Here is a 13282-nt window from a genome sequence, read left to right on the forward strand (position 1 = left end):
AGGGCACAATCCTGCGCCCTTTTCTAATTAAACATAGTATTTAAAAACTAGTGTGCTTCATCCCAGTTATTACCAATACCCACTTCCACTTTCAACGGAATAGCTAATTCCATACTGCTTTCCATCAATTTATGGATCATGATATTTGCGTTCTCTAGGTAAGACTCTCGCACTTCAAACACTAACTCATCGTGTACTTGCATAATCATATGCACATCAGCAGGACATTCATTGCAAATCCAATTATCCACAGCAATCATAGCTTTTTTGATAATATCCGCAGCTGTACCCTGCATTGGCGCATTAATCGCCTCACGCTCTGAAGCTTTACGACGAATTGCATTCTTTGAATTAATTTCTGGTAAATAGAGGCGACGACCATCTAACGTTTCAACATAGCCTTGTTCAGAAGCTTGTTTACGTGTGCGCTCCATATAGTCCAAGACACCTGGATAACGTTCAAAATAGAGATCCATATAACGCTGAGCTTCTCTTCTCTCAACACCAATCTGTTGCGATAAGCCAAATGCGCTCATGCCATAAATAAGACCAAAGTTGATCGCTTTCGCACTACGACGTTGCTCAGAGGTGACGTCTTCTAAAGGTATACCAAACACTTCAGATGCAGTTGCACGGTGAATATCTTTACCTTGAGCAAAGGCATCTAACAAACCTTTATCTTGCGATAAATGTGCCATGATCCGTAATTCAATTTGTGAATAGTCGGCAGCAACAATTTTAAAACCTTCACGCGCAATAAATGCTTGGCGAATTCGACGCCCTTCTTCATTTCTCACTGGAATATTTTGAAGATTCGGATCACGAGAAGATAAACGCCCCGTTGCCGTCACTGCTTGATGATATGAAGTATGTACACGCTTCGTCTTACTATTTACCATTAATGGTAATTTATCAGTATAGGTAGATTTCAGTTTCGCAAGACCACGATGCTCTAAGATTAAGCGAGGTAATTCATGGCTATGTGCTAATTCTTCTAATACTTCTTCATTGGTAGATGGCGCCCCTTTCGGGGTTTTCTTGATAACTGGCAATTGCAATTTATCAAATAAAATTTCTTGTAACTGCTTAGGTGAAGAGAGATTAAACTCTTGTCCAGCTAACGCAAACGTCTCTTTTTCAATTTCAGCCAAACGTTGTGTAATTTCTTGAGATTGAACAGCTAACACTTGAGCATCAATTAATACTCCCTTGCGTTCCATTCTAGAAAGCACAGGAACTAATGGCATTTCGATATCGCGGTAAACATGCTTAAGAGGCTCAATAGCGTCTATTTGAGGATATAGCGCTTGATGGAGTAATAAAGTGATATCGGCATCTTCAGCCGCATATAACGTCGCTTGCTCAACCTCAATTTGGTTAAAGGTGAGTTGACCTTTACCTTTACCCGCGATCTCTTCAAATGTCGTGGTTTTATGGTTTAAATGTTTTTCAGCCAAAGTATCCATATCATGTCGATTACTCACGCTATTTAATACGTAAGACTCCAACATCGTATCAAAATGAATACCGTTTAATTCGATACCTTCATTTTCCATAATGCCACGATCAAACTTCAAGTTTTGCCCAATTTTTAAAATATTTTTATCTTCTAAAATGGGTTTTAATGCCGCTAGCACTTCATTAACAGGAAGTTGGTCTGGCGCATCTAAATACTCATGACGTAGTGGAATATAAGCAGCTTTACCCGGCTCAATAGCAAATGATAATCCCACCAAACGAGCATCAATATTATTTAAGCTATCCGTTTCTGTATCGAATGCAAATGCAGGTGCTTTTTTGAGAAGCTCAACCCATCGCGCCAGACTTTCATGCGTTAAGACAGCTTCATAATTCTCTTGTGTAATAACAGGAAAATTAGCTGATACAGGTGCTTCTTTGGGGTTAACGGCTTCTGAGGTGTAAGGCACTGCAACTTTGTGTGTACTGCGTTGTGCTAACCAGCCACCATTTTGAAGATCACTTATCCAGCGTTTAAATTCATAACGCGTGAACATCTCTAATAATTGATCTAAATTTGGCTCATTAACCACTAAATCATCAAACGTTTTATCGAGTTCAACATCGGTTTTAATCGTTGCCAACTTATAAGAAAGTTTTGCCACTTTCTCATGCTCTGCCATTTTAGCGCCAAGTGTTTTAGCACCACGGAAACTCAATGTTGCAATATTATCAAGCTGTTGATAGATATCATCTAAACTACCAAGCCCTTGTAAAAGACCTAGTGCGGTTTTTTCACCAACACCAGGGACACCAGGGATGTTATCCGATGAATCGCCCATCAATGCGAGGAAATCAATAATCAGTTCAGGAGGAACGCCATATTTTTCTTTAACTTCATCAGGACCCAAAATAACGTTGGTCATGGTGTTAATCAGCGTGATCTTTGGCGTCACTAATTGCGCCATATCTTTATCGCCGGTGCTTATTAGGACATCACGCCCATCAGCCGCTGCTTTTAGTGCCAATGTTCCAATAACATCATCCGCTTCCACACCTGAAATAGATAACAAGGGTAAACCCATTGCTTGCACCATCTCATGTAAAGGCGCTATTTGTTCACGCAGATCATCTGGCATTGGAGGACGATTAGATTTGTATTCCTCATACAACTCATCACGGAATGTTTTACCTTTAGCGTCAAACACAACCGCAACATGGCTTGGCTTATACTGTATTATCAAGCTACGCAGCATGTTCAACACACCATACATCGCACCCGTTGGCTCACCTTGGCTATTAGTTAGCGGTGGAAAGGCATGATAGGCACGATAAAGGTATGAAGAGCCATCTACAAGGATAAAGGGGTTTTCTGCTATCTGGACCATAATCTGTTCATCATTGTTCTGAGGTTCGTTGATATGACTAGAATGCCACATCACAGCCCAATAGACGAATTTTACCTGTTCTTAAATGCAGAAATTCGGCTTAAATACTCAATTATTTATTATTAACCGAACTTAACAGAAAGAATAAGTATGAATGATAACTTAATATTAATTAAAGTACTTTTTTATCAGAAGCCATATCCATTAATCTGATTTCAATTAAAAACAAAGACTAAAAAGTAAACTTACTGTGTAATTTAGAAAGTATTTAAGATAGAGCTATTTATTCATCATAAATATTAACGTTCATATTAGTACCATCTTTTTTTTATTAAGGATTTATTTTTTAGACAACATCAGAAAACCTGTGGATAACTCTGTGAGTAGTTTTGTAACTCTCTCTATATTAATAAGTTAGCTTCCTTTTAAATTTATTAACACAATTAAAAAATCAATCACTTAGCGAAATCATTAAGATATTATAAATTAATCTCAATATTTTTTATTAATGTGGATAGTTATATTATGACAAAAATATGAAAGTAAAAAAAATAGCGCTCCTATTTCTTGAGTGCTATTTTCATATAAGAATCTATATACTTTTACTTAGTCTATATAGGAAAAAATTAAGCCTATATTATTTTTTCAGCAATAATTGATTCACAATATCAGAATATGTTTTTGCATACTCTTCTGGTGATTTTGCGCTGATACCATCATTTTTCATTTTATATTTACCACCAATGATCATGGCAGGAACACCATTGATTTGGAAATCAGCGACAGCATTTTGTTGTTGGCTAACTAAAGAATTCACCACAAAACTATTCATTGCTGCATCATAATCTTCGCCTTTAACGCCAGCCTTAATAAAGGCATTACGGATATCGTCAACAGAGCGAATAGATTGAGTTTCTTGAATACCTTTAAATAAAACTGGAGAAACTTGATCTTCAACACCTAAGGCCATTGCTACAGCCCAAGAACGTGTTAAGTCTTTACCTAAAGGTCCTAAGAAATCAACGTGGTAGCGGACAATATTAGTATTTTCTGGGACATTCTTTTCAACAGTACTATTGACTTTATACACTTCAGAAAATTGATAACAATGTGGGCAATAAAAAGAGAAAAACTCAACAACATCAGGCGCTGATGCAACAGGTTTAGAAAGATTCGTATACTGTTTTCCTTCAGAAAAATCAGCAGCAGAAACACTGAATGCTAACACCATACTTGCTAACGCCAGCCAAATCTTTTTCATTTCTCATCGTCTCCTAAGAATTAATACATTGGGCTAAGTTGTAAAGGAGGCTCATTTAACTGCTCCACTTGTCCCTTGAATAAGGCTAATTGTTTAAACCAAAAATCTTGCTCTTGAAACCAAATAAAAGCACGAGGGAAAGCAGGATCATTCCAGCGTTTTAATACCCACGCGAGATAATGCACCATTCTCATTGCTCTTAGTGGTTCAATTAATGACAATTCACGTAAATCAAAATCTTGGTATTCATAATAAGACTCAAGGATCGTATCTAACTGTATAACCTGTTCTTGCCGTGAGCCATTTAATAACATCCAAAAGTCTTGTACCGCAGATCCCATTCGGGAATCATCAAAATCAACCATTACAACTTCATCACGCCACAATATATTACCGGGATGGCAATCACCATGTAGCCGTAATATTTGCCATGCAGAGTCCTCTATTCTAGGACGCACATCATGAATAAGTTTATCTATAACCTCTATAAATTGAGGTTTGAGGTTATTAGGAATTAACGCACTACTTTCAAATTCTAATTTTGGCGCTATCAGATATTCTGCAATAGAAACTGTCGGTCGGTACTCATAACTCTTTTTTCTGCCTATTTGATGAATGCGCCCTAATGTGCGTCCTACTTCTTCTAGCTGAAATAAATTATCAGTTTCATATGCTCTTCCCCCTATGCTAGGGAATATTGCAAAATAAAAGCCATTATCAGAAAAATGAACTGTCTCACTATTAATCATTAAAGGGGCAGCAACGGATACCTCGGCCTCCTTTAATGCTAAAACAAATTCATGTTCTTCTTTTATTTGTTCATACGACCAGCGTTGAGGACGATAAAATTTCACCACATAACGTTGTCGATGCTCATCCATAAATTGAAAAACACGATTTTCATAGCTATTTAATTCCGTTAACCCTGACTCAGGATAAAAACCGATTTTAACTAACGCGTCCCAAATGTTATCAGGTGAAAGTCCCTGAAAATTAAATGAGGCAGACATTTCCATTTTCTATCCTGAATTTAATCTTTAATCACGCCACGAGCACGTAAAATGGCGGTTTTAAAATCTTCTTCGTAATCTTTTTTCAGTCCTGGTATCACATCTGTTGGCGCTGAACCGCGCATTTTCAGATGGTAAATCAAAATATCATCAGTCAGATCAGATAATTGACCTTTAAAACCCGCTTCATCAGCCAGTTTCTGCAATAATTGAATTAAGTTTAAATCAGAATTTTCTTCCCAAACTGGGTGCAATAATTCCATAACTTCATTAAGACGGTGACATTTCATACAAAAAATCCTTATTATTAATTACAACAACAAAGTACCAATTATTATCCGATAGAAAAAGGAAACCTCTGTCAATATGCGTAAAGATTACGCTTTTTTGATAAAAATTGCTGTCGCTTTACATGAAATCTCATTAAGTCGATATTTTTTATTAGTATATCGTCTTTCCTTGATAAAAATCGTTCGGAAAATTTAGCCAATTTATTCACAAATATTGAATATGAAAATGAAGAATATTACAGGCGGTATACTTGCGGGTGGCCAAGCAACACGAATGGGAGGGGCTGATAAAGGGCTTCAAATTCTACATGGACAGCCTTTATACCGCCATATTGCCCAAAAACTAGCACCGCAAGTTGATAGCATACTGATTAGTGCTAACCGAAATTTAGAACAATATCGCCAAAGCCAATATCCTGTTATTACAGATGAAATAGAAGGATTTTCAGGGCCTTTAGCTGGCATGCTCACGTTATTAAAGCAAGCTTCAACACCTTGGGTTGCCTTTGTACCTTGCGATGTCCCTTATTTTCCTCTTAATTTAGTTGAAAAACTCTATGAGCAAAGAGGCGAAGCATTAGCCGTTTATGTTGATGATGGTGAAAGAGAACATCCAACCTTAGCACTGCTAAATCGTCGTATTATTCCTATGCTAGAAACTTATTTAGCACAAGGTGATCGAAAATTAATGTTGTTTATGAAACAGATAAATGCGCACTCTGTTTTATTCGCGGATCAAGCAAGTGCTTTTATTAATTTAAATACCCCTGACGATATTGAAAAAGCCAACAAATTAAAAAAATAGGAATGAAAAATATGGCACAAGTAGATTTACCCCTTTTAGGGATCACGGCGTGGAGTGGAACGGGTAAAACGACACTACTAAAACAGCTTATTCCAGAATTACGCAAAAGAGAAATTCGTGTAGGCATGATCAAGCACACTCATCATGATATGGATGTGGATAAGCCCGGAAAAGACAGTTACGAACTCAGAAAAGCAGGAGCAGATCAGACATTAGTCGCAAGCCAACAACGTTGGGCATTAATGACAGAGACTCCAGAACTACCAGAATTAGATTTGTATTACCTCGCATCTCGTTTTGATACGAGTAAGCTAGATTTAATCTTAGTCGAAGGCTTTAAAGGTGAAGCTATTCCTAAAATTGCGCTCTATCGCCATATCAACGAACGTGATTTTAATGACTTACTTGATGAGCACGTTATTGCCGTCGCCAGTGATTGTGATTTAAGTGTGGATTTTCCACTACTAGATATCAACGCACCCGAGGCTATTGCAGAATTTATTGCAGATTGGCTGAAACAGACGAAATAAAGGTCGCAAATCATAAAGCGCCTTATAAAAGCAAGGCGCTTTAGTTTCAATTAAATAGAGGAAATTAAGCAAAAATAATTGCTTGATAAGGTTGAAGAATAAGGCCACCTTGTGCATCTTCCACTATTGGGCTGTTATGCAAATAAATATCTTTAGCTTTAATGGTAAGTGCTTTTTCTTCACCACTAAAATTACAGTAAATATTGACTGAGTTACCATCATCAGTACGCTTAAAAGCAATCACATTTTCTGGTGAAACCAACGGCGAGAATTCACCATAGACCAAAATATCACTGATCTTTGAATGTCGTCTTAATGCAATTAATTGTTGATAATAAGCGAAAAGAGAATGTTTATCTTGTGTCTCTTGCTCTGCATTAATATCCACATAATTAGGGTTAACTTTTAGCCATGGCTTTCCTGTGCTAAAACCACCATTTATTTCACGATCCCATTGAAAAGGTGTTCTTGAATTATCACGGCTGCGGTCATTAAAGTATTCAATTATTTGCTCGTCGCTATAACCTAATTTTTTGCCCCACTCATGTAATTTAAAAACATGCAAATCATCATGTTCTTCTAATGTCATTGGGCAATTAGTCATGCCAATTTCTTGCCCTTGATAAATAAAAGGTGTTCCTCGTTGAGTTAATAAAAATGTCGCTAACATTTTGGCACTAGTTACATTAATCGCTCCTTTAGGAAGAAATTTATTTAATGAACGAGGCTGATCATGATTTTCTAAATAAGGTGCTCCCCAACCTACGCGTTGAGTATCTAGCTGACTTTTAATAAATACAGGTTTTAATCTTTCACCTGTGATTGGATTAATGGTAAATGGTTTCTCATTACGAATATCTAAATCAGCGATACTAAAATCAAATACCATGGAAAAATAACCATTCTCGCCAACATAAGCGCGTAAATCTTTTTCAGGTACATCAATTTCTGCAACCGTCATACTATTTGCAGGCTTAAAAGTATTCTCGACTAATTCAGTTAAAAACTTATCAATACCAGGTTGATTTAATACCCAAGGCACTAAAGACGCTGAACCATCATCTTTATCAGGTTCAAATTGATATTCAGATAAAGCTTCAGGTGATTTTTTTAAATTACCAATCGCATCAATACGAAATCCTGCAACACCTTTTTTGATCCAGACATTTATCATGTTGATAATATCTTTACGTAATTGTGGGTTTTCCCAGTTTAAATCCGGTTGTTCAGGGCCAAAGGAATTGAAATACCAACGATTAGTTTCTCCAACACGACTCCAAACGGAGCAATCAAAATAAGTGCGTAAATTATTAGGAGGAGTCGGCTTATCCCATTGTTTAAAAATATAATAATCGCTATATGGGCTATTAGGATCTTCAATTGCCGCTTTAAACCAAGGATGCTCATCAGAAGAGTGATTTAATACTAAATCTAATAGAATTTTAATATCACGTTTTTTAGCTTCGCTAATAAGTTTATCTAATGCGTTATTATCGCCAAAGATAGGATCGACAACAGAATAATCAGCAATATCATAACCATTGTCTTTCATTGGTGATTTAAAAATCGGACATAACCAAATAACGTTTGTACCAAGTGACTGAATATAATCTAATTTCTCCGTGATCCCAGCTAAATCGCCGACACCATCCCCGTTACTATCATAATAACTCTTGGGATAAATTTGATAGACCACGGCATCTTTCCACCAAGTATTAGACATATTCACCTCACTAAGGTAATTAGCAAATATGGAACTGTTCCATAATTAATATAAGATACTATAGGCACTAAAAGAGAGGGTAAGGTAATTAACATACTAAAATGTGAAATAGCTCATACTAAAAAAACACAATTACCTCAATAAAGATGGGTTTGTCATAATCATATTAAGATATATTAGGTCATCAACTAATTGAAAGGAGCAACAGCATATTCAATGGCCGGGATCCGTGATGTCGCAAAAAAAGCCAATGTCGCAGCAAGCACTGTTTCCAGAGCATTAAATAACAGTGGCTATGTGTCTCAAGCTGCACGAGAAAAAATAAAAAAAGCGGTTGAGGAATTAGATTATATTCCAGATACTTGGCTAAGAAATTTATATCAACAAAAGAGTGCTGTTGTTGGTGTCATTATTAATAGCCTTGAATACCCTTATTTTGCGACAGTGACACGTTTTATTGAAAATAAACTCGCTGAAAATGGCTATAGCATGATGTTATGTGCAACACAAAATAGCAAAGTACGTGAACGTATATTTTTTGATATGCTTAAACGCGGTCAGATCGACGGTATTATTGCAGAATATCTGTTATTGGATGATAGTGAATATCAGCATATTCAAAGACCGGTGGTAACGCTAGACCGTCATCTTCGTGATATTCCATTAGTGTGTTCCGATCACCATACTGGTGGTCGATTAGCAGCAGAACACCTTATTCAAAAAGGTTGCCAAAAAATCCTCTATATTGAAGATAATTCAAGTTATTTATCATCAACCCCTTCATATCAAAGCTGTTTAGCTTTTAAAGAAACGCTCATTCAGGCAGGTATTAAACCTATTCCTTGTAAAGTAAATTGGAAAGAAGAAGAGAAAGACTATTTTCACTCTTTTGCAACAAAAATACTTTCTTTGCATTCAGAGATCGATGCTATTTTTGCTGCTGATATTCCCGCCATGGCATTATTTAATGAAGCAACAAGACGAAATATTGCCATTCCAGAACAATTAAAAATAGTTGCTTACGATGGTAGTCCTTGGTTAAACCAAACACTGAGCCAATTAACCTGTATTGAGCAACCCTTTGAAAAACTGGCTGAAAAAAGCGTAGAAGTGATTAGTGCATTAATTGAGAATAAAACAATCACAGATAACATCTCTGTTATTCCAGTGAAGTTTATTCAAGGTGAAAGTAGTTAAAACATATATTATGAAGTCAATTATTCCTTTATTGCCTCTAAGTTATCGAGGCAATAAAAAACGTTATTGATTCAACTCTTGTAATAATTTGGTATTGAGATACAGTTTTTCACGACCAATACTCATTTCTTCCAATACTCCAATCTCAACCAATTGCTTGAGATATATTGATGCAGTTTGCCGTTTAGCTATACCCTGTTGAACAAGATTATCAATTCGACAATATGGCTGCGTAAAAAGGACATGGATTAGCTCATGAGTGTATATTTTAGGAAGGTTTTCACGTACATAATCTGTTGTTTCTTCCATTAGTTGACGTATAGATAATATTTTACTTGTTGTCCATTGAGATGTGTTTTCAATAGCCTCTAACATAAATAATATCCAAGATCCCCAATCACCTTCTTCTGTCACTTTACGTAAAAGCATGTAGTAATCATCACGCTTCTCCAAAATAAAACGAGATAAATAAAGAATGGGTAATGTAAGTAATCCGCTTTGAATTAAATACAAAATATTAAGTATTCGCCCTGTTCTACCGTTCCCGTCAGGGAATGGATGAATGCATTCAAACTGATAATGTGCAATAGCCATTTTTACTAATGGGTCTAAATCATCTTCATTGTGTATAAAACGCTCCCAATTTGACAGTAAATTACGAATAGATTCTTCACCCTCTGGTGGCGTATACACCACATGATTATTCTGATCACGTAATACGGTACCAGGAGTTTTTCTTATATCAGTTTGTATTGCGCGTAATTTGGTGCAGATTGCTATCGCCGTGTTGGTACAAAGTGGATAAGTTTCAAGATGAGTATAACCATCATAAAGGGCAGTACGATAACGAAGTGCTTCTTTAGTTGCAGGATCAGCACCGACTTGGTGATCAATATACTGAAAAAGCTGATCACTGGTTGTTACAATGTTTTCAATACGTGAAGAGTCTTTTGCTTCCAATATTGGAAGGATATTTATCAATAATTCCTGATCAGGAATTAATTCTCCTGCTGTTTTTAATTCAGCAATTGCTGAGCGCGCATTGATGCACGCTTTCAATATTTCACGTGTTTCAATGAGTTCCAGAGCTGGTGGTAATAATGGCAGATCGTTATAGAGTATTTTAGGAGGCCAGCTCATATGTTTATAAAACTCATTTATATCGACATATAGCTATAATATGTCGATACCATAAACATGTCTCGCTATTATGTTTATAAAAACGCATTTTATCGACATATCGCCATAATATGTCGATACCATAAAAAAACGCCAAAGAAAGTTACCCTTCTCTAGCGTTTTCTTTGATTATGTTTTACTTCAAAATTGAGTAAAAGCTATCGTTCTTATTTTGCAGGACGAACTGCAATAACTTCAATTTCTACACGCCATGCTGGATTAGCCAGTTTTGCGATTTGGAAAGTTGAACGAGCTGGTAGTTGGTCAGTTTTAGAAGCATCAAAGTACTTAGAATAACCGTCCATAAAGCCTTTAAAGTCCATCTCACCTTTAGTTTCTTCGCCACCAACTAGGAAGACTTGCATTTTCACAACGTCTTTCATATCTAGGCCAAGTTCATTTAAGTGAGTTTTGATTTGTTCTAATACACTGATAGTTTGTTCTTCAGTATTACCATAAGACGCTAATACGCCTTCTGGTGCATCTGCTGATTTCTTAGCCGGTACTTTACCGCTTAAGAAAACAAGGTTGTTACCTGCACTTACTTCAACAGACTCAGAAATAGGCATACCGTTTAATTTATGGTGTACAACACCTTCCGCATTCGCGCTTGCTACACCAAAAATAAAAGGCAAGGCAACAAGTAAACTTTTATAACGCATGAAAACTCCTTAACATGTTTAATTTACAGTAAAACAAGGGGTTATTTACTTTTTAAAGCGATCCATACTAAATGGTGTTGGATCAATAACAGGTTTCTTACCTGTAACGATATCAGCAGTCACTTCACCAGCTGCAGGGCCTTCGGTCATACCCCATACGGTTGCAGTATTGATAACTAGGCCAGGGTATTCTTTGACTTCAGAAATAATAGGTAATTCATCAAATGTTGGACTAACTACTGCGCCCCAACGTTCAACAACTTGTGATTTTTCAAATACTGGGAATTCAGCTTTCATTCTTTGGAATACAGCATCCAAGTGCTCAGTATTTTGCGTTGCTGTTGCAACACGATATTGTTCAAACGGTGTTTTTTCATCTAATTTCCAAGATGTTGCCATCTTGAATGAGTTGAATAAATCTTCACCGATAGAGAATTCTAATGGCAGCTCACCACCACCTAATAGGTGCATGAACTTAGGCCCTAACAAGAAGCTATCTTTCACGATAGAGCTTGTGAAAATACGAGGTGCGACAGCATAAGTACCATCGGCTTGCTCACGGAAATGGATACCGTTTGGTAAATGCACGTTACCACGAGGTGCACCCGGAACACCTGATACACGTTGCTGTGATAAGTAAACATTCAGCGTTGGAATATCAATGCCCATGTTACCCATAAATAAACGTGACCAAATACCACCAGCAAGAACAACGTGAGATGTTCTAATTGCACCTTTTTCTGTTACAACATCAGAAATTTTACCACCAGCAGTTTCGATGCCTCTTACCGCGCAGTTGGTATAGATTTTTACGCCAATTTGTTTAGCGTAGCGTGCTAATGCAGGCGTACCTGTTTCTGGATCAACAGAACCTGAGTCTTCTTCAAAAGCGGCCACAGTCCATGGTGTTTGAGCTCCAACAAGGCGGTTTGATAACTCTTCACCTTTAATAATGCGCGTATTTAATGGTGTATCAAATCCAGCCGTTTCTTTTGCTGTTTTGATCCACTCTTGCGCTTTATCAAATGCTTTTTCATCTGCAAGGGCTTCTACTCGACCTTGTGTACGATAACTGGTATCAGCACCAATCTTTTCGTTCATTCCACGCCATAAGATTTTCCCGTAATGGTGTAATGGGAAAATTTCTGGTGATGTTTGATAACTAATAATTTGGCTGTATGCTCGGCCTGATTGTTCACCGCCAATCTCGCCTTTTTCTAAAATAGTGACACTCATGCCTCGTTCTGCAAGGTTGATAGCAGTCATGATACCTTGGATACCACCACCAATAATCACTGCATCAGACGCTTTAGGCAGCGCACCCTCTGTACCTTCAACAAATGATGCTCTAGATTTAGCTTCAACGAATTTGCCATCACGGCGAACCATTGGAACTAACGCAGCACCACCGGCTAAAACACCCGCAGCACCAACACCTAAAAGCAGCTTTCTCCTTGAAATTTTCATCTTCTACCTCAGTAATGGATTTACTATTTATATTTATAATGTTGTTCATTTATTTCTTTAAAACTGAATAATACCATAGTTCATTATATTGTTAATAATTATAATTATTTGTTAATCATTTCTTAAGATAACAATATCCATAGATACAACATGGTTACTTTAACCATTTTTTTCATAGAAATTCATCATTTAATGAGCTAGCGATGAAATCCTTGCGTTTATTATCAATTGATAAATAAGAAGATATTAAGAATGGAATAAATTTTTAATAGAAAAAGAAATTGTTTAAATAATTAACATTTTGATACAAAT

Annotated in this window: 11 protein-coding genes; 3 read left to right on the top strand and 8 right to left on the bottom strand. The window is 36.7% G+C overall.

Annotated features, from left to right (window positions below):
- Nucleotides 1–47: 47 nt before the first annotated feature.
- From polA to F1325_RS17585, 4 genes are all read right to left on the bottom strand, one after another.
- Entirely contained in the window at nucleotides 48–2846 is a 2799-nt protein-coding gene (gene polA / locus F1325_RS17570; RefSeq protein ID WP_160230774.1) for a DNA polymerase I, read from the bottom strand.
- A 637-nt stretch (nucleotides 2847–3483) separates the two neighbouring features.
- Nucleotides 3484–4107, bottom strand: coding sequence for a thiol:disulfide interchange protein DsbA (gene dsbA / locus F1325_RS17575; protein WP_109374234.1), 624 nt, complete (start codon nucleotides 4105–4107; stop codon nucleotides 3484–3486).
- A 20-nt stretch (nucleotides 4108–4127) separates the two neighbouring features.
- Entirely contained in the window at nucleotides 4128–5123 is a 996-nt protein-coding gene (locus F1325_RS17580) for a serine/threonine protein kinase (RefSeq protein WP_109374233.1), read from the bottom strand.
- A 14-nt stretch (nucleotides 5124–5137) separates the two neighbouring features.
- Nucleotides 5138–5407, bottom strand: coding sequence for a YihD family protein (locus F1325_RS17585; protein WP_023583277.1), 270 nt, complete (start codon nucleotides 5405–5407; stop codon nucleotides 5138–5140).
- A 220-nt stretch (nucleotides 5408–5627) separates the two neighbouring features.
- Here F1325_RS17585 and mobA point away from each other — a divergent pair, with 220 nt between their 5' ends.
- Complete coding sequence (gene mobA / locus F1325_RS17590; protein ID WP_109374232.1) at nucleotides 5628–6212, top strand: molybdenum cofactor guanylyltransferase MobA; 585 nt, start codon at nucleotides 5628–5630, stop codon at nucleotides 6210–6212.
- 11 nt (nucleotides 6213–6223) lie between these two features.
- Nucleotides 6224–6742: a molybdopterin-guanine dinucleotide biosynthesis protein MobB gene (gene mobB, locus F1325_RS17595; protein WP_109374231.1), complete on the top strand. Its 519-nt coding sequence runs from the start codon at nucleotides 6224–6226 to the stop codon at nucleotides 6740–6742.
- A gap of 64 nt (nucleotides 6743–6806) precedes the next feature.
- Here the strand turns inward: mobB and F1325_RS17600 are convergent, their stop codons facing one another.
- On the bottom strand, nucleotides 6807–8465 hold the full coding sequence (locus F1325_RS17600) for an alpha-glucosidase (RefSeq protein WP_109374230.1): 1659 nt from the start codon (nucleotides 8463–8465) through the stop codon (nucleotides 6807–6809).
- A 216-nt stretch (nucleotides 8466–8681) separates the two neighbouring features.
- Here F1325_RS17600 and F1325_RS17605 point away from each other — a divergent pair, with 216 nt between their 5' ends.
- Entirely contained in the window at nucleotides 8682–9662 is a 981-nt protein-coding gene (locus F1325_RS17605; RefSeq protein ID WP_109374229.1) for a LacI family DNA-binding transcriptional regulator, read from the top strand.
- A 63-nt stretch (nucleotides 9663–9725) separates the two neighbouring features.
- Here the strand turns inward: F1325_RS17605 and fic are convergent, their stop codons facing one another.
- The 3 genes from fic to F1325_RS17620 all read right to left on the bottom strand — a co-directional run bounded on the left by fic (nucleotide 9726) and on the right by F1325_RS17620 (nucleotide 12970).
- The gene (gene fic / locus F1325_RS17610) at nucleotides 9726–10802 is read right to left on the bottom strand and encodes a protein adenylyltransferase Fic (protein ID WP_160230775.1); all 1077 of its coding nucleotides are present in this window, start codon (nucleotides 10800–10802) and stop codon (nucleotides 9726–9728) included.
- A 206-nt stretch (nucleotides 10803–11008) separates the two neighbouring features.
- A complete protein-coding gene (locus F1325_RS17615) occupies nucleotides 11009–11503 on the bottom strand; it encodes a RidA family protein (protein ID WP_006534642.1) in 495 nt (164 codons plus the stop codon).
- Nucleotides 11504–11548: 45 nt separating this feature from the next.
- Nucleotides 11549–12970 carry an NAD(P)/FAD-dependent oxidoreductase gene (locus tag F1325_RS17620; protein ID WP_160230776.1) on the bottom strand — a complete coding sequence of 474 codons (1422 nt, stop codon included), beginning with the start codon at nucleotides 12968–12970 and terminating at the stop codon, nucleotides 11549–11551.
- Nucleotides 12971–13282 lie beyond the last annotated feature (312 nt).

This window comes from Proteus columbae, assembly GCF_009914335.1.
Classification (GTDB): Bacteria; Pseudomonadota; Gammaproteobacteria; order Enterobacterales; family Enterobacteriaceae; genus Proteus.

What these genes read in the sequence shown, in the direction of transcription:
- F1325_RS17620 (WP_160230776.1), bottom strand. Translation starts at nt 12,970, where the DNA reads ATGAAAATTTCAAGGAGAAAGCTGCTTTTAGGTGTTGGTGCTGCGGGT.
- F1325_RS17580 (WP_109374233.1), bottom strand. Translation starts at nt 5,123, where the DNA reads ATGGAAATGTCTGCCTCATTTAATTTTCAGGGACTTTCACCTGATAAC.
- polA (WP_160230774.1), bottom strand. Translation starts at nt 2,846, where the DNA reads ATGGTCCAGATAGCAGAAAACCCCTTTATCCTTGTAGATGGCTCTTCA.
- fic (WP_160230775.1), bottom strand. Translation starts at nt 10,802, where the DNA reads ATGAGCTGGCCTCCTAAAATACTCTATAACGATCTGCCATTATTACCA.
- F1325_RS17600 (WP_109374230.1), bottom strand. Translation starts at nt 8,465, where the DNA reads ATGTCTAATACTTGGTGGAAAGATGCCGTGGTCTATCAAATTTATCCC.
- mobA (WP_109374232.1), top strand. Translation starts at nt 5,628, where the DNA reads ATGAAAATGAAGAATATTACAGGCGGTATACTTGCGGGTGGCCAAGCA.
- F1325_RS17585 (WP_023583277.1), bottom strand. Translation starts at nt 5,407, where the DNA reads ATGAAATGTCACCGTCTTAATGAAGTTATGGAATTATTGCACCCAGTT.
- mobB (WP_109374231.1), top strand. Translation starts at nt 6,224, where the DNA reads ATGGCACAAGTAGATTTACCCCTTTTAGGGATCACGGCGTGGAGTGGA.
- F1325_RS17615 (WP_006534642.1), bottom strand. Translation starts at nt 11,503, where the DNA reads ATGCGTTATAAAAGTTTACTTGTTGCCTTGCCTTTTATTTTTGGTGTA.
- F1325_RS17605 (WP_109374229.1), top strand. Translation starts at nt 8,682, where the DNA reads ATGGCCGGGATCCGTGATGTCGCAAAAAAAGCCAATGTCGCAGCAAGC.
- dsbA (WP_109374234.1), bottom strand. Translation starts at nt 4,107, where the DNA reads ATGAAAAAGATTTGGCTGGCGTTAGCAAGTATGGTGTTAGCATTCAGT.